Genomic DNA, 16,134 nt, shown 5'->3' with positions numbered 1-16,134 from the left:
GTCGGCTCGCACTGCGGAGCATGGCACTACCCGCATGCGCGTTCCCCCCGTCTACCGCCGCTGGGTCACCTGTCCCGAGCCGCGCCCCCAGGCGAGCCTGCGTCTTTTCTGTTTCCACTTCGCGGGTGGAGACGCCTCCATCTTCCGCCTGTGGACCACCCAGCTGCCCTCGTTCATCGAGGTCTGCCCCATTGAGCTGCCGGGACGGGCCACCCGCCGGGGTGAGGCCCCCATCACCCACTTCACCGAGCTGATCGAGAAGCTGTCGGGCATGATGCGCCCCTTCCTCAACCAGCTGCCCGCCGCCTTCTTCGGGCACAGCTTCGGCGGCAACATCGCTTTCGAGCTGACGCGCCTGCTGCGCCGCACCGGGGAGCCGATGCCGCTGCGCCTCTTCCTCGCGGCCAGCCCGGCGCTGTTCGTCCGGCCGCAGCTCCCGCCTCCCGTCAGCCACCTGCCGGACTCGGAGTTCCTGGAGCGGATCGGCTCCCGGTATCGCCTGCCCCAGGAGGTGCTCGCCAGTGAGGACTTCCAGCAGGAGGTGCTGCCCGCGCTGCGAGCGGACATGAGTGTCGCCGAGAGCTACCACTACACCCGGGAGGCCCCGCTGGAAGTGCCCATCTCGGCCTTCGGCGCCGAGGGAGACCCGGAGGTCAGCCCCGCGGAGGCCCAGGCGTGGTGCCGGGAGACCAACGTCGGCTTCCGTCTGCGCATGCTCCCGAGCAACGATCACTTCTTCGTCTCGACGGAGCGGCGCCGGCTGCACCAGGGCATCATCGAGGACCTCCAGGGTCTGGCGGGTTAGAGGCGGCGGAGCCGCGCAATTTCCGTGACGGCGCCGGTGTTCCCGGTCATCTACCGCCCGAGCCGCCGAGCCCCTCTGGCCACCAGGCAGGCGGCCTCCTCGAGGGACCTCGCGTGCTCATCCGGTATTCCGAGTGGAAGAAGCCCACCGACGCGGCCTACGCGTTCCAGCTCCGCGCGCTGGCGGGCCCTGGCCGGACGGGCGGCTTCTCGCCGGAGATTCCCGGCCCCGGCCTCCGGAGTGACATCCGGGAGGTGGCCCGCCAGGTCCTCGAGGACGGAGAGGCGGAGCGCTTCGAGCGCAAGGTGAACCGCTGGTCCGGTCCGGAAGAGGTGGTCGGAGACGCGGGCCAGAAGCCCTACGAGGGACAGCAGCTCTCCTTCGAGGAGCGCGCGTGGCGCGGGACGCTCACGATGAGCGACGTGGACCTGGTGATGCGGGGCACCGTCCTGGTGATGCGGGACCGCTCCGGACAGGCCGACTACGTGCTGCGCGACCACCACATGCTCGACGTGGCCCTCTACCACTACCGGGCAACGGGTGAGCTGCCGCGAGCCCTCTTCCACGCGGATCGGCACTCGGACTGGTGCAAGGACAGCTTCCTGGAGGCGCGCACGCCGCAGCAGGCGGCCACCTGGTGGAAGCTCATCGAGGGACTGAAACGGCCGGACGGCTCGGCCCCCGTCCTGACGGAAGAGGACGTCTTCTTCACCACCGCGAAGGCCGAGCAGACGTCCACGATGACCGGCCGGGACGTGGGGTTCTCCACCCTGGTGCCCTGGTTCGTGGACACCACGGAGCTGGATTGGCGGCGGGTGCTCGACAGGCCCGGCGTCACCGGCGCGGATTGGCTCTCCCTGGACCTGGACTACTTCCAGCCCGCGCCCCAGCTGCGGCTGAGCGGCGGCCTGCTGCGCGACCCGCGCTTCCATACGATGATGGGAGGCGCCCGGGTGCGCGTCTTCGTGCTCTCGCCCCAGTTCACCAACGGCGGAGACAAGATCGACCCCTGGGAGACCCAGGGCAGCCTCCACTCGTCGCTCCGGCTGATGAACCTGCTGCGCCAGCTCCCTGGCAACGTGCGGCTCCAGCGCGCCGGGTAGAAAGCACGACGGGCGGCCCCCTTCCGGAGAGCCGCCCGCCGCTCAATCTCGACTACCGCCAGCCGGGACTACGGCTTGGTGTAGTTGATGGTCAGGTTGTAGGTACCCGCGGCGGTACCGCGCACCATGACGTACGCGCTGCTCTGGCCCGCCGGCACCGTCACCGTGCACGTCTCGGAGGCGCCGGAGGCGGCCGGACGGCAGTCGTACTTGCTGGTGGTGGGCGCCGAGCCGAAGCGGACGTACAGGTCGGGGTTGCCCGTGCCCGTCATGGTCACCTTGAAGGTGGAGCCCGCCAGCACGCTGTACGGACCGAAGTTGTCCGCCTCACGCCTGGCCACGGAGCCGCTGGCCGTCTCGGTCACCGGCGTGCCGGTGCCACCACCGCCGCCCGTGCTGTAGGCGCCCTTGAGCGTCACGCCGGAGTACGCCGAGTAGGCGTTGAGCATCACGTACCAGGTGCCCGCGGCCGGGTTGGTGAAGGTGCAGACCTCCGCGTTGCCGCTCGCGTACGGACGGCAGTCGTAGGTGCTGGAGCTCGGCACCGAGCCGTAGCGCACGTACAGGTCCGCGTCACCCGTGCCGCCGCTGATCTCGAACGACAGGCTGGGCTGGCCCGCGGGCACCTCGAGCGCGTAGTACTTCTTGTTGCCGGAGCTGCCCGACAGGCTGCTCACCGGCACGTTGTTGGTCAGCGGGTCCACCACCGGCGGAGGCGGCGGCACGCCCACGGCCTTCCAGGCCTCGGTCACCGCGGCGGCCTCGGCCGAGCCCGCGCCGTAGAGCGCCTCGGCGGCCTGCACCGTGTACGTCTTGGCCTGCTCGAAGGTGGTGCTGGAGGTGAACAGGTCCGTGTTGGCCTTGTAGAAGATGCGGCCGGCCTTCTCCGGGCCGATGGCCGGCACCGTGTTGGTCGTCTTGCCGCGCGGGTGCGTGCCACCCTTGGACAGCAGCGAGAACACCAGGTTGCTGATGCCCGAGCTGTAGTGCACGTCCTGGCCGGCGTAGTCCGCGTACGAGTCGAGCGACACGCCGTCCTTGGCCGGGTCGTCCATGTAGCGGAGCGCGTCACCCGCGGTGGCCGGCGTCCAGATGTCCTCGCCAATCTTGAAGACGTCCGCGTCCACGGCCCAGTTGCGCGACCAGCTCTCGCACACACCGGCGAAGATGTCGGACATGGACTCGTTGAGGCCGCCGGACTCACCCGAGTACACGAGGTCCGACTCGCTGTCGGTCACCGCGTGGGTCAGCTCGTGGACGGTCACGTCCAGGTCCAGGCCCAGCTCGATGGAGTCCGTGCCGTTGCCATCGCCGTACACCATCTGGGTGCCGTCCCAGTAGGCGTTGACGTAGTTGGAGCCGTAGTGGACGGTGCTGATGAGCGTGGCGCCCGCGTTGTCGTACGAGTTGCGGCCGAACAGCGTGCTGTAGCAGTTGTAGGTGTCGCCCAGCTTGTCGTAGTTGGTGTCGACGTGGTTGTCGCCGATGGCGGCCTGGCCCTCGCTGCGCTTGAGGGTGCCCGGCGTGCTCGAGCCGTTGTTGGCCGAGTACACCTTGCGGTTGAGCGCGGAGTGGATGAGCGGGTTGACCAGCAGGATGCCACCGCGCTGCGCGTCCACGTAGACGAGGTCATCGGCGGGCATGCCCTCGCGCTCGCCCTTCACGCGCACCTCGTAGGCCAGCCGCGGCTCCTGGCTGCCCTCGGAGCGCAGGTAGACCAGCTTCGCCCCACCCTGGGCGGCGGCGAAGCGCGCCGACGAGCCCTCCGCGGCCGCCTTCAGCGCGGCCTCGGGCGCCACCTTCGCCTCGGCGGACACCGTCGCGCCATCCCGGGCCGAGCCGTTGGCCGCGTAGACCTTGCCCGCCGCGTCCACGTGCAGCACCAGCTCGCCACCCACCACCTTCAGGCCGTTCTTCGTCTGCTGGAAGCGCAGGTGCCGGTGGCCGCTCGCGTCCACCGACGTCCGCGCGAGCACCAGATCGTTCTCGTTGAGCCGGAACACCGGGGCCACGAGGCTCAGCGACGAGCGCACGTCCAGCTCCGTCCCCGCGCGCAGCGCGCCCGATACCTGGGTCGCCTGGCCGAACTCACCCCGGAGGGCGTAGGGAACCCCGTCCTCGGTGCCCAGCACCTGCGCGCCCTTGATGCGCGCCAGCGCGGACTGGATGTCCGAATCATCGCCCGTACCCATGGGCGCCTCGCCCTCCTGCATCGACCCGCAGGCGGCCAGACTCGCGCCCAGCCACACCACACAGAACGTCTTCGAGAAACGGTTACCCACTGCGACACCTCTCTCTAGAAGAAGAGGGAGCTTTCTTGGCATACCGATTGGTTCACATTCAAGGCGGTTTTATGTTTTTCAGGATTTTTTCTGATTGCGGACTGTAAATCCCGGCGAAGTGTCACTTGGCTCGTTGGAGGCGGGGTGGCACGGTGCGCGATTTTCTCTTGAGCCCCTCCAGGGAGCCCGCCATGAAGCTCACGAAGCTCAAGGTCCACAGGTATCGGAACGTCGCGCCCGGCACCGAGCTGGTGTTCAGCCCGTCGTTCAACCTGGTGCTGGGCGAGAACGGCACCGGCAGGACGCTGCTGCTGGACCTGATCTCCCGTGCCCTCTCCACGGACTTCTCCGAGCTCATCCACGAGGAGTTCTCCGTCGAATACGCGCTCGCCTTCCCCGGCATGGAGCTGCGCATCCGCGTGCGCAACGAGCCGCTCTCCGCCTATCCCCGGCGCCTGATGGAGGAGGAGCCGAGTGACGCCTCGGCGCTCCTGCCGCTGCACATCCCGAAGGAGGAGACGCGGCTGGAGCCCTTCATGGAGCTGGTCGTCCAGCTCGACGCGCCCGCCTCCGTGCTGGTGATGCGCGCCGATGCCTCGGGCGTGGCCTGGGAGGTGGACGGGCAACCCGCCTACGCGCAGTCCATGGGGTGGTCGCTGTTGGACCGCACCGTGTGGATCGTCCTCTTCATGACGGCCCAGCGGCTCGAGCCCGAGGTGAAGGATCGGCTCAAGGAGCTGCTGCGCCGCACCTTCCTGCTGGCGCCCGCGCGCTTCGACGAGACGCTCGGGATGTTCGAGCGGATCGGCAAGCTGCAGTACGGCATGGCGGTGCGGGGCGACGAGGTGTTCCCCCTGGGGCTGATGGCGCTTCCCACGTGGCTGCCGGGACTGCTCCGGGAGCGGGTGGAGCGCGAGGCCGTGGCCGGCGCCGTCGACATCCGCCCCGAGGACGTGGAGCGCGGCTTCCTGGCGCGCTTCGTCACCCTGACGGGGTTCGCCACGGGGAGGTTCCGCGTGGAGCTGCTGGAGAAACGGAGCTACCAGGACGGAGGGCGGCTGGAGTTCGGCCGCTTCGGCTTCTCCTTCACCGGGAAGGACGGCACGGAGCTGCCGCAGGAGCGGCTGGGCTTCGGCCACAAGCGGCTGCTGTCCTTCCTGTACTACCTGGACGTCAACGAGGACTTCGTCATCGCCGACGAGCTGGCCAACGGCCTGCACCCGCGCCTCGTCGAGGCGTGCCTGCGCGGACTCGGCGCCCGGCAGGTCTTCCTCTCCAGCCAGAACCCGCTCCCCTTCGACCATGTCCCGCTCGGGTCCGCCGAGGAGGTCCGCGCCTCGCTCGTCCACTGTGGAACCGTGCTGCGCGAGGGCCGCGAGTGGAAGGCCTGGTCCAACCCCACGCTGGAGGCGGCCGCGAAGCTCTTCGGTGCCTACCAGCGGGGAGACGCCCCGCTCGGGGCGCTGCTGCGCGCCCACGGGCTGTGGTGAGCGTCAGCTCCCCGCCGCCGCGCGCTCCCGCTCGAGCTCCGCCCGGAAGAAGGCACGGCCCTCGGCGAGCTTCTCCATATAAGGACGCACGTCCTCGCGGGCCTCCGGGGAGAGCAGCGCGAAGGGCGTCACGTGCTCATCCGGCACGTAGCGGAAGGTGAGGTTGATGCGCCGGGTGCGGAAGTCCGGCATCTCGGGCGGCAGCAGGTGGCCGGCGCGGGTGTCCACCCGCTGCACGCGGTGGAACGTCTGCTCCTTCCAGCGCGCGCCGCCGAAGAGCTGCAGCGCGCCATCATCGAGCCACTGCTCCAGCACCACCTCGTCGCGCTCACCGGGGCGGGTGGAGGTGACGAACTGGATGAGCGCGCGCTCGCCGAAGGACAGCGAGGCCACCGGCCCCGGCTCGAAGTCCTTGTGCTCCCCCACCCTCGCGGTGTCCACCCAGCGATCGCCCTCGAGGCGGCTGCCGTAGAAGTTCACCAGGCACGTGTTGAGGTGCCAGCCGGAGGGCATGTCCGGTCCGCGGAACATGCGGCGCGCCAGCTCCTCCACCTTCACCACCTGGCGCTGGAGCACCGCCGGGAAGGGCTCGGCCTTCACGCAGCGATCCTTCACTCCCTTCGGGGGTCGGTAGTAGTCGAGGCAGGCGAACTGCCAGTTGCCCAGCCAGTACACCGGGCGCAGCAGCCGTCGCTGCGACTGCCCGGGTGGAGGCGGGAAATGCTTGGAGTAGCGCTCCTCCCACAGGGGGTGCAGGGTACTGAGCCAGGCGAGGATCTCCGCGCGATCCGCCGCCGACAGGAAGCTCGCGTTGTAGTGGTGGCCCGGCGTGCGCTGGCGGGCCTTGTGGGCCAGCGAGCGGCCGAAGCGAGGAGGGTGGGCCATGGGTGTACCCCGCACTACCATATTGCCCACTTCACAGAGCAGAAGCAGTCCTCAGTCCTCCAATCAACGCTTCAGATCGTTTCCCTGGCGCTCGTGCGAAGCAGGCGAGCGGTCCTGAAAAAATTCCTTATTTCTTCGCCATGTTTCACGGCTCGCTGGAATCTCGTTGAGGCTGAAATGATCCAGCGGCGGTCTGTGATGACAATCCAACTCAACCGCGGCGGCGTACGAGACGCCAGGACACTCCCAACGAGGAGGTCCCTGGCAGGGGGGCTCGACCCTGACGGGCGCGGAAGACACAAGAGCACAAGGAGTGAGTGCCCGTGGGAGAGAACTCGAACCTGGCCCTGAGTTTCCACAACATCGATCGCACCGAGGCCCCCAAGAGCGCGGTCCGCTTCCTGGATGGATTGAACAACACCCAGCAGGTGCAGGAGATCCAACGGCTCACCCATCGACTTCTGGGTGTGAGCGAAGGGTCTCAAGTCCTTGATGCCGGTTGTGGTCTGGGAGAGGTCACCCGGGAGGTGGCGAAGCTGGTGGGCAAGACGGGTCGGGTGGTGGGGGTCGACCTGAGCGAGAGCATGGTGGCCGAGTCCCGTCGGCGCACGGAGGACCCCGCACTCCCAGTGGAATTCCGGGTGGGAGACATCCACCATCTGGACTTCCCGGACTGGAGCTTCGACGCGTGCCGCAGCTCCCGGGTCTTCATGTACCTGGATGATCCCTGCCAGGCGCTCAGCGAGCTGGTGCGGCTGACGCGGCCGGGCGGGACGGTGCTGCTCTTCGAGCCGGAGTTCGACAGCTGGATCCTCAACGGGCCCGACCGCGCCGTGGTCCGCAAGCTGATCCACTTCTGGACCGATCAGCTCCGCAACCCCTGGATCGGCCGGCAGCTGCCGAGCCTGTTCCACGCCCAGGGCCTCACCGACGTGACGGTCACCCCGGTGTCCGCCTCCTGGTTCCTCCCCCACCTGGAGACGTTCGGGCTGCGCGCGGTGCTTGACAAGGCCATCCAGGCGGGCGTGGCGACGCGCTCGGAGGTCGAGGAGTGGCTCCGGTTCATGGAGGAGGCCGAGCGTACCGGGTGCTTCTTCGGGGTGATGACGGGTCTGGTGATTCGCGGAGTGAAACCCGCGACGTGAGGGGCCCGGGAGGCGCCTGGCCGCCCATTCCCGGGGAGGAACCCCTCCGCCTAGGATGCCCCGCATGAATCACGCAGAGGGTACCTTCGAGAGCGCGGGTGGGTTGAAGCTGTACTACCAGCGGTGGCTCCCCACCCATGGGGAGCCCCGGACGGCGCTCGCCATCGTCCACGGGATTGGCGAGCACAGTGGCCGTTTCCAGAACATCGTCAACCACTTCGTCGCCCGGGGGCATGCGGTGTACGCGCTCGACCTCCGGGGCCACGGCCGCTCCCCGGGGCCGCGTGGGCACCTGATGTCGTGGTCGGAGTACATCGAGGACGTGAAGGCCTTCCTGGCGCTGATCTCCTCGAGGGAGTCCGGCCGGCCCCTCTTCCTCTATGCCCACAGCATGGGCGGGCTCATCGGGATGGAGTACGTCCTGCGCTACCCGGAAGGGTTGAGCGGGGTGATCATCAGCGGCCCGCCCTTCGAGTCCGCCGTGGTGACACCGACCCTGGTGCTCTCCTCGCTGCTGCTCGGCAAGCTCCGTCCGCTGCACCCGCTCAAGGTGAACCTGGTGCCCGAGGCGATGTGCAATGATCCGGCGGTGGTCGCCGCCTACCTCGCGGATCCGCTGGTCCACCGTCAATGCACGGCGGGCTGGGCCTTCGCGGCCCTCAAGGTGGGCGGGTGGATCAACTCCCACCTCTCGGACTGGCGCGTCCCGCTGCTGCTGCTCCACGGCGAGAAGGACTCCGTCAACCCGTCCCGTGGCGCCCGCAAGGTCTTCGACAAGATCACCTACCCGGACAAGAAGATGCACCTGGTCCCGGGCGGCTACCACGAGCCCCACAGCGATGCCGGCTACGAGCAGGTGCTCCAGCTGGTGGAGGAGTTCGTCCTCTCGCACGTACCGGCGGACGCCCGGCCCAGGGCCACCGCCTGAGACCTCACGGACAACCTCCCGCGCCAACCAGGGAAGGCGGGTGGGTCAGCGAGGACTTGTAGGCGGCGCCCAGCAGGGCGCGGCCCCGGAAATGCCGGCTCTTGACCGTTCCCACCGGGAGGCCGAGCACTTGCGCGACCTCCTCGTACCCAAGCTCCTCCACGTCACACAGGAGGACCACCAGCCGGAATTTCTCGGGGAGCGCGTGCAGGCAGCGCAGCAACAGCTCCGCCTCCTGGGATTGACACACCCGTGTCTCGGGATCCGGCTGATCCACCCCTCCGGCGAAGAGCGAGCCGAGCACCGACGTGGCCCCCTCGAGCACCGAGTCCAACAACGAGCGGCGGCGCGCGCTCGCGCGCCGCGTCTCGATGAATTGATGGCGCGCGATGCCGCACAACCAACCGAAGAATGAGCCCCGTTGCCGGTAGCTCTCCCGGTGGAGGTAGGCACGAATCAGGGCCTCCTGCAGCAAATCCTCCGCCTCTTGTCTGTCACGACACAATGTCAGACAGAACCGATGCAACCGGGGCACGAGAGAATCCACCTCGGCCTCGAAACGAGCCCGCTCGTCGTCCGTACGACGCATCCCGCCCGTCATCGTCCGCCCCTCCCCCGCGGGGAATGCTCTTCCTTCACTTTCAAACGAACGCATCCCCTTGGGGATGCAAGCATCAGCCCCACGGCTTGTCCGCTCGTATGGACTGCAACTGGAAAAGCCTGGAAAAAAAGGAGGAAACCCATTTCCGGAACCGAATCGAGAGTCGTTGCATCCCTCTGCCTTCGTAAGGCATGCCCCGGCCTCCAAAGCCGTCGGCCCGCCTCCGCAATCAGGAGAGAGTTCTCATGCATCCTCAAAAGCAGCCCGTCTCCCCCTCCGAGCCGACTGGCGGCTCCACGTGGAAGAGCGACATCGTCTCGGGCTTCCTCGTCTTCCTCATCGCCCTGCCCCTGTGCCTGGGCATCGCCATGGCAAGCGGATTCCCACCCGTGGCCGGCATCCTCACCGCGGTGGTGGGCGGCGTCGTCTCCACCTGGCTGGGGAGCGCCCGGCTGACCATCAAGGGACCCGCCGCGGGCCTCATCGTCATCGCGCTCGGCGCGGTGACGGAGCTGGGAGGGGGCGACATGAAGCTCGGCTACCGCCGCGCCCTGGCGACCATCGTGGTGGCCGCCGTGCTGCAGATCCTCTTCGCGGTCCTGCGCACCGGGAAGCTGGGGGACTTCTTCCCGTCCGCGGTGGTGCACGGAATGCTCGCGGCCATCGGCGTCATCATCTGCTCGAAGCAGATCCACACGCTGATGGGCGTGACGCCCAAGGCGACGGCCCCGCTGCCGCTGCTGGCCGAGATTCCCCACAGCCTGGGCCAGCTGAACCCGGAGATCGCCCTCATCGGCTTCCTCGGCCTCGTCATCCTCTTCGGGCACGCGGCGCTCGCCAGGCGCGTGCCGCTCCTCAAGCGCGTGCCGGCCCCCCTGCTGGTGCTGCTCGTCGCGGTGCCCCTGGGCATCTACTTCGACCTGGACCACGAGCACACCTTCACCTTCTCGCAGCAGGCCTTCTCGGTGGGCCCCAAGTTCCTCGTCAACCTGCCGGGCAACCTGCTGTCCGCCATCACCTTCCCGGACTTCTCCGCCGTCTTCTCGGCGGTCTCCATCAAGTACATCGCCATGTTCGCCCTGGTGGGCAGCATCGAGTCGCTGCTGACCGCCAAGGCGGTGGACATGCTGGACCCCGAGAAGCGCCGCTCGAACCTGGACAAGGATCTGCTCGCCACGGGCACGGGCAACCTCATCGCCGGATTGCTGGGTGGCCTGCCGATGATCTCCGAGGTCGTCCGCAGCTCCGCCAACATCGGCTACGGAGCGAAGAGCCGGCTGTCCAACTTCTTCCATGGCCTGTTCCTGCTGCTGTTCGTGGCGTTCGTGCCCATGCTCATCCACCGCATTCCGCTGGCCGCGCTGGCCGCCATGCTCATCTTCACCGGCGTCCGCCTGGCCTCTCCGGGCGAGTTCGTGAAGACGTTCCGCATCGGCGCCGAGCAGTTCCTCATCTTCAGCTTCACGCTGGGCGTGACGCTGGCGACGGACCTGCTGGTGGGCGTGGCCTCGGGCATCGTCCTGAAGATGGTGGTGCACCTCATCAACGGCGCGCGGCTGGCCGGCCTCTTCCGGCCGGAGATCGAGGAGCGCATGGAGGACGGCCGGGTGGTGCTGCGCGTGCGGCACGCCGCCGTCTTCACCAACTTCCTCAGGATCAAGAAGCACATCGAGCGGCACGCCCAGGTCCAGCGGGTCGAGGTGGACCTGACGGACGCCCGGCTGGTGGACCACACGGTGATGGAGCGGCTGCACGAGCTGGAGGGTGAGTTCTCCCGCCAGGGCCGCCAGCTGCACATCAGTGGACTCGACCAGCACCGCAGTTTCTCCTCGCATCCGCTCTCCGCGCGCAAGAAGGTGCTCGGGGGTTCCCTGAGCCACTCTTCCTGAAGCCATTGCCTGACGCGTCACCAGGCCCCACGGTCCCATCCGGTGCCGTGGGGCTCGTTGTTTCGAAGCCGCCATCGCTCCACCGCCCTCGCTACACGAAGAGCGTCGGCGCGATGCCGCCGAGGATGACCAGCGCCGTCACCACCGTCAGCAGCACCACGCGCCGGCGGCGTGACGCCGTGCGCGGCGTGCGCGCCTCCCGGAGCTCCAACCGGGCGGTGCCACAGAAGAGGCCCGCGTACACCCGGTAGAACACGATCGCGTTCAACCCCGAGGCGAACAGGAACCCCAGCGTCGCCGCCGTGGACTCCTCCAGGAGCGCGTGGAAGAGCAGGTCCTCGGCGAAGAAGGCAATGCCTCCGGGGAGCCCGACGAAGAACCAGCCCATCGCGAGGAACAACCGGTGGAGGTCCGGCGCCACGTCCGCGAGCCCGTTGTCCGGGGCGAGCCGCTCGATGCCGTACGCATCCCGCGCCAGACCCACGACGGAGAGAAGGACGAGGGAGCCCGCCACCGTCGCGATGAGGAGCATCCGGGCCGCCTGCCAGCCGACGTGCCCGGAGAAGGCGCCCGCCATCAGCAGGCACGACTGTGACAGGGTGATGGCGATGATCGCCCGTGCCGGCTCACGCCGCACCAGGCCCAGGCCGGATTGCAGCAGCGCGCTCACCACGAAGAGCACGAGCAGCACGTTCCCCAGGCCGCCGTGCAGGAGCGTGGGGTTGCCCTCCACGAAGCGGTGCAGCCACACCACCCCCGGCTGGCACAGCAGGAGCAGCAGGAACTCCGTGTGCTTGAGCCGCCGGCGCAGGCCCTCGAGCCACAGGTGGAACGGCATGACGCCACCGGCGACGGCGGCCCCGAGCGCGGCGAACGGCTGCGAGGGGGTGCCCCAGAGGGCGAGCCCCGTGGTCAGCAGCCCCGCCAGCACCGGGAGGACGGGGAACTTCGCCGCCTTCCCGCGCCCGCCCCTACCGGCCCGCACGCACGCCCACGCGAACAGCAGGACCCATGACGCGACGAAGAGCGGGCGCGTCGGTGCCACCCAGATGCCCACCGCGGCGATGAGCCCCACCGCCAGGGACCACCAGTTGGTGGAACGCACCGGCACGGCCACGGGCGCTTCCGCCCGCGGGCCCTCGAGATTCAGGTAGGTGTCGACCATCTAATGACTCCGTTGCTCGCTCGGGGAGTCCTCGAGCAGACGGTCCTCCATCGCGGCGAGCCGCGAGAAGAGACCCAGGAAGGGCCGCGCGACGAAGCTCCACTGGATGCTGTCCAGCCAGAAGAGCCTCGAAGCGGCCAGGTAGAGCCGGCCTCGCACCGAGGCCGGGAGCAGGCGCTCCAGATTCGACTGCCGCTGCAACCGCACGCCCGTGCCCACGATGGGGTTGTCCTGGAAGTCCTGGATGAGGGACGAGGAGCGCAGGAACTGCCACGTCCTCAGCCCCGCGTTCGCGCACAGGTGGACGAGCGCGAGCGTGTGCAGCCCGGCGGCGATCTCCACGTACAGGATGCCGAGCTGCGCCATGGTCGCGTACGCGAGCGAGGTCTTCGCATCGGGCCGCGTGCGCCCCACGAACGCCGCGAAGATCGCCGTCAGCAGCCCGATGCAGGCCATGACGATCCGGACCGAGGTGTGCGGCATCCACAGCGCGCTCGTGCGCAGCAGCAGCAACGGCCCCAGGTGGACGGAGAGCGCGCCGTAGAAGATGGCGCTCGAGGCCGCGGGGCCCTCCATCGCGCGGTGCAGCCAGGGCGACATGGGGAGCTGGGCGGACTTGGCCAGCGTGCCGAACAGCAACGCGAACGCCACCACCAATGCCGTGGGCACCACCGCGTCCTCCGCGAAGTGCGTGAACTCCGAGCTGGGGAATGCGTGGTGGATCCACATCGCCGCGCCGAGCACCCCCAGGTCGCACAGGCGGTAGTAGATGAGCGCGCGGAGGCTGTTCTGGGTGCTGCGCAGGTTGCGCCGGAAGAACGAGATGAGCATCACCGACGACACGCCCACCAGCTCCCAGCCCAGGTAGAGCACGTCGACGTTCCCCGCGAGCGACACCGCCGCGAGCGCGAACGCCAGCAGCGTCACCAGGAACCAGTAGCGCTGGGAGCCCTCCTCCCGGTGGAAGAAGGGCCGGGAGAAGTGGACGATGACGGGGTAGATGAGGGCGACGAGCGCCAGGTACGTCACGGAGAGCCGGTCGATGAGCAGCACCGCCCGCCACTCGTAGCCATGCGTGACGAGCAGCGGAGGCGTGGATACCTCCACCATCGACGAGGGCCCCGCGGCGAATGCGATACAGAGCACGAAGGTGGCGAGGAGCACGCCCGTGGCGTGCGCCACCGCGAGCCCCTGCACGAGCCGCTCGGACAACCCGCGCCCGAAGAGCTGGGCCGCCCCGAGCAGCAGCGGAATCAGCGCGGCCCAGGCGAGGATGAACAGGGAGAGGAACTGGAGAGTCATGCGTACACCTCGACCAGACGGTCTCGCCGGGGGTCCAACACCGCCGGAAGCGTGGCGGCATCACCCGCCGTCGTGTGGAACTCGGGCCACAACGCGCGCCAGGGCGTGAAGCCGTCCCCGTTCCAGAGCTCGATGGCACGGGACGAGGGGTCGACCCGCCCCAGCCGCATCCATCCGCCCCGCACCATGCGGCGCATGCGCGGGTGCGTTTCGATCAGCTCGAGCAGGTCCTTCGTCTCCGCCTCGATGAGCACGAGGATGCGCATGGGCTCGTGCAGCTCGACCATCTGCCGGGCCATGCCGATGCGCAGGTCGCTCTTGGAGCCGGTGACGACGCCCAGCAGGGACACGACGTTCAGCGGGAGCTTGGACCCGGCGCCGAACCCCTCGCAGTCCACGCGCGAGAAGTAGTAGTCCATGGCGATGTTCACCGCGACGGGCACCGAGCCGAGCACGGCCGAGCGCAGCAGCGCGCCCCCCTCGTCCAGCCTCGGGTCGTAGGACACGAGGAAGGCCCGGCGGTCGAGCGACGTGCGCTCCGTCAGGCTCCGCCGCCCGACGATGCAGGCCGCCACGCGGTTGTGGCCGTACTCGGGCCTCGGCTGCGCCAGGTCATGGCCGCGGTCCAGCACGTGCTGGGCCGCCGCCTCCTCGCCACCACGCGGCGCCTGGCCGAAGCGCAGGCACCGCTCCACCGCGTTCATCCGCGCGGCGCGCCCCAGCCGCGCCGCCAGCTCCCGCACCTCCTCCAGGCGCTCGGCCGGGAGGCGGTCGCGGTCGAGCACCTCGACCACGTCGGTGGTGGTGTCGTGGTAGCAGGGCACGAAGAGCGTGGTGGCCGGCAGCTCGAGCCCGCGCGCCGCGAGCCGCTCACGCACCTCGGGGCGGTTGGCCATCTGCGTGAAGGAGCGCGAGTTGGGCGCGCCCGGATTGCCCGAGCACGCGCCACACCCGTACGCCTGCCGGAAAGGGTTGTTCGTGTTCGTCGAGCCGTGGGCGATGATCGCCACCAGGGGGGCGAACTCCCGCGTGAGGCCCGCCGTGCGGAGCACGCCCTCGACGATGCTGGCCTGCTCGTCCAGCGAGTATCCCCCCGCCGCGTCCAGCGCGATGTGCGTCTTCGGGTGGGGGAAGGCGCGCTTGTGGATGGCGCGGCGCAGCCGGGTCATCCGGCTCGGCATCAACACCTTCATCACGAGCGGGAGGAAGCTCAGCAACCCGAGCGCGAGCGAGATGAAGAAGCCGCGGATGAGCGTGCGCGAGTGATAGAAGCCGGAGAGCAGGGCCCTGCCCTCGGCGCGGCCCGCGCGGCGCGCCCGATCCAACCGCCGGGCCTCGCCGTCGACCGGCACCTCCGAGATGGTCCGCGACGGCTCGATGACGGGCGGGCACTGGCGCGTCGGCCGGGCGGCGCCCACCGCCTCGAAGCGCATGTCGACGCTGAAGAAGCCCAGGCCCCCCCAGGTCTCCACCCCGCACGCCTCGGACTCGAGCGCCCGCCGGAAGGACTCCTCCCGGTCGTCCATGCACATCAACGCCTGGAAGCGCGGGGCGCGGCGCTGGGGCTCCTTCACCTCGGGGAGGAGCCCGCGCTCGATGTGCGCGAGGAAGTCACCGGCGAAGGAGCGCTCATAGGCCTCCTGCCACAGGTGCAGGCGCCCCAGGTTGAAGGTCTCGGGCGCGAGGAACGGACGGGCGCACAGCTCGTTCCGGGTGCGGCCATTCCGCTCCAGGAGCCACGCATCGAGCGCGTGCGTGGCGACGAGCATCACCGCGAGCCAGTCCTTCAGCGACGCGGGCGGCGCCTCCACGGGCGCGACCGCCGGCTCGGATTCGAGCCGGAGGATCATCCCCGACCAGCCCTTCAGCGCGAAGAGCGTCTCCAGGCAGTACGCGGCCTCGCGCCCCGTCGGAGCCGACTCACGCACCTCGGCCTCGATGATCTGCTCCACCGACCGGCCGGCCCGCTCGTGCGCCTCCAGCCGTGCCTTCAGCGTTCCCGCCCAGTCGAAGCCCCACCCCGGCGTGGCATGCACGCTCGCCAGGAAGAAGCCCCAGAGCGCCCCGTTGCGGTAGGGGTTGGTCCAGTGCGCCATGCCCTGATCCAGGAACGAGGCGATGACCGGCACGATGAAGTCCTGGAGCTGCCGGTCATAGGACGCGTGGTACTCGGCATCCAGGCGCGGGGCGAGCCGCAACAGGGAGGCCGGTGGGACGACGTTGCCGACGGACGTGTCCGACAGGAAGCACTCCACCCGGTCCTTCCCACTTCCCGGCAGGGCCGACGCGAGCACCGCATCGAGGCAGTCGCGACGGATACGGCCGCGCTCCAGCTCCGAGCGGTAGAAGGACTCGGTCTCATACGGCCGTGCCCGATACAGCGCGGCCGCTTCCCGCACTGCCTCCTGGAACGGACGGTCCTCGAGGTTGAGCAGGATGTTGTTGTGGATATAGGCCCAGAGGGGATTCTGGATGGGCAGCTTTGGGCGGCACTCGTCGAGCCACCCGTCCACGAGGGCGTTGGTATCCATATGACATT

General features: G+C 69.1%; 12 protein-coding genes. 6 read left to right on the top strand and 6 right to left on the bottom strand.

Features of this window, described 5'->3' with window-relative positions:
- The first annotated feature begins 34 nt into the window (after nt 1–34).
- Together JRI60_RS15035 and JRI60_RS15030 are read left to right on the top strand one after the other, a co-directional pair.
- Nucleotides 35–805 carry a thioesterase II family protein gene (locus JRI60_RS15035; RefSeq protein ID WP_204226546.1) on the top strand — a complete coding sequence of 257 codons (771 nt, stop codon included), beginning with the start codon at nt 35–37 and terminating at the stop codon, nt 803–805.
- Between the two features lie 113 nt (nt 806–918).
- Complete coding sequence (locus JRI60_RS15030) at nt 919–1,908, top strand: hypothetical protein (protein WP_239470534.1); 990 nt, start codon at nt 919–921, stop codon at nt 1,906–1,908.
- Nucleotides 1,909–1,976: 68 nt separating this feature from the next.
- Here the strand turns inward: JRI60_RS15030 and JRI60_RS15025 are convergent, their stop codons facing one another.
- The gene (locus JRI60_RS15025) at nt 1,977–4,190 is read right to left on the bottom strand and encodes a M4 family metallopeptidase (protein WP_343213405.1); all 2,214 of its coding nucleotides are present in this window, start codon (nt 4,188–4,190) and stop codon (nt 1,977–1,979) included.
- Between the two features lie 191 nt (nt 4,191–4,381).
- Between JRI60_RS15025 and JRI60_RS15020 the strand changes: the two genes are divergently transcribed.
- Nucleotides 4,382–5,680 (top strand): ATP-binding protein, encoded by a 1,299-nt coding sequence (locus tag JRI60_RS15020; protein ID WP_204226544.1) that lies wholly within the window; start codon nt 4,382–4,384, stop codon nt 5,678–5,680.
- 3 nt (nt 5,681–5,683) lie between these two features.
- Here the strand turns inward: JRI60_RS15020 and JRI60_RS15015 are convergent, their stop codons facing one another.
- The gene (locus tag JRI60_RS15015) at nt 5,684–6,565 is read right to left on the bottom strand and encodes an alpha-ketoglutarate-dependent dioxygenase AlkB (RefSeq protein ID WP_204226543.1); all 882 of its coding nucleotides are present in this window, start codon (nt 6,563–6,565) and stop codon (nt 5,684–5,686) included.
- Between the two features lie 323 nt (nt 6,566–6,888).
- Between JRI60_RS15015 and JRI60_RS15010 the strand changes: the two genes are divergently transcribed.
- On the top strand, nt 6,889–7,710 hold the full coding sequence (locus tag JRI60_RS15010; RefSeq protein ID WP_204226542.1) for a methyltransferase domain-containing protein: 822 nt from the start codon (nt 6,889–6,891) through the stop codon (nt 7,708–7,710).
- A 64-nt stretch (nt 7,711–7,774) separates the two neighbouring features.
- Nucleotides 7,775–8,638: an alpha/beta hydrolase gene (locus JRI60_RS15005; RefSeq protein WP_204226541.1), complete on the top strand. Its 864-nt coding sequence runs from the start codon at nt 7,775–7,777 to the stop codon at nt 8,636–8,638.
- 4 nt (nt 8,639–8,642) lie between these two features.
- Here JRI60_RS15005 and JRI60_RS15000 read toward each other — a convergent pair whose 3' ends face one another.
- Nucleotides 8,643–9,227: an RNA polymerase sigma factor gene (locus JRI60_RS15000; protein WP_204226540.1), complete on the bottom strand. Its 585-nt coding sequence runs from the start codon at nt 9,225–9,227 to the stop codon at nt 8,643–8,645.
- 257 nt (nt 9,228–9,484) lie between these two features.
- On the opposite strand from JRI60_RS15000, the gene JRI60_RS14995 reads away from it, so the two are divergent.
- Complete coding sequence (locus JRI60_RS14995) at nt 9,485–11,128, top strand: SulP family inorganic anion transporter (RefSeq protein ID WP_204226539.1); 1,644 nt, start codon at nt 9,485–9,487, stop codon at nt 11,126–11,128.
- 91 nt (nt 11,129–11,219) lie between these two features.
- On the opposite strand, the gene JRI60_RS14990 is transcribed toward JRI60_RS14995, so the two are convergent.
- The 3 genes from JRI60_RS14990 to JRI60_RS14980 are packed head-to-tail and all read right to left on the bottom strand — an operon-like array spanning nt 11,220 to nt 16,126.
- Nucleotides 11,220–12,293 carry a proton-conducting transporter membrane subunit gene (locus JRI60_RS14990; RefSeq protein WP_204226538.1) on the bottom strand — a complete coding sequence of 358 codons (1,074 nt, stop codon included), beginning with the start codon at nt 12,291–12,293 and terminating at the stop codon, nt 11,220–11,222.
- Nucleotides 12,294–13,595: a proton-conducting transporter membrane subunit gene (locus tag JRI60_RS14985; protein WP_204226537.1), complete on the bottom strand. Its 1,302-nt coding sequence runs from the start codon at nt 13,593–13,595 to the stop codon at nt 12,294–12,296.
- On the bottom strand, nt 13,592–16,126 hold the full coding sequence (locus JRI60_RS14980; protein ID WP_204226536.1) for a DUF2309 domain-containing protein: 2,535 nt from the start codon (nt 16,124–16,126) through the stop codon (nt 13,592–13,594). Before JRI60_RS14980 ends, JRI60_RS14985 begins: the two co-directional genes overlap by 4 nt.
- Nucleotides 16,127–16,134 lie beyond the last annotated feature (8 nt).

It is taken from the genome of Archangium violaceum (genome assembly GCF_016887565.1).
GTDB classification, from domain to species: domain Bacteria; phylum Myxococcota; class Myxococcia; order Myxococcales; family Myxococcaceae; genus Archangium; species Archangium violaceum_B.
This window is presented reverse-complemented; position numbering and strand designations above follow the sequence as displayed.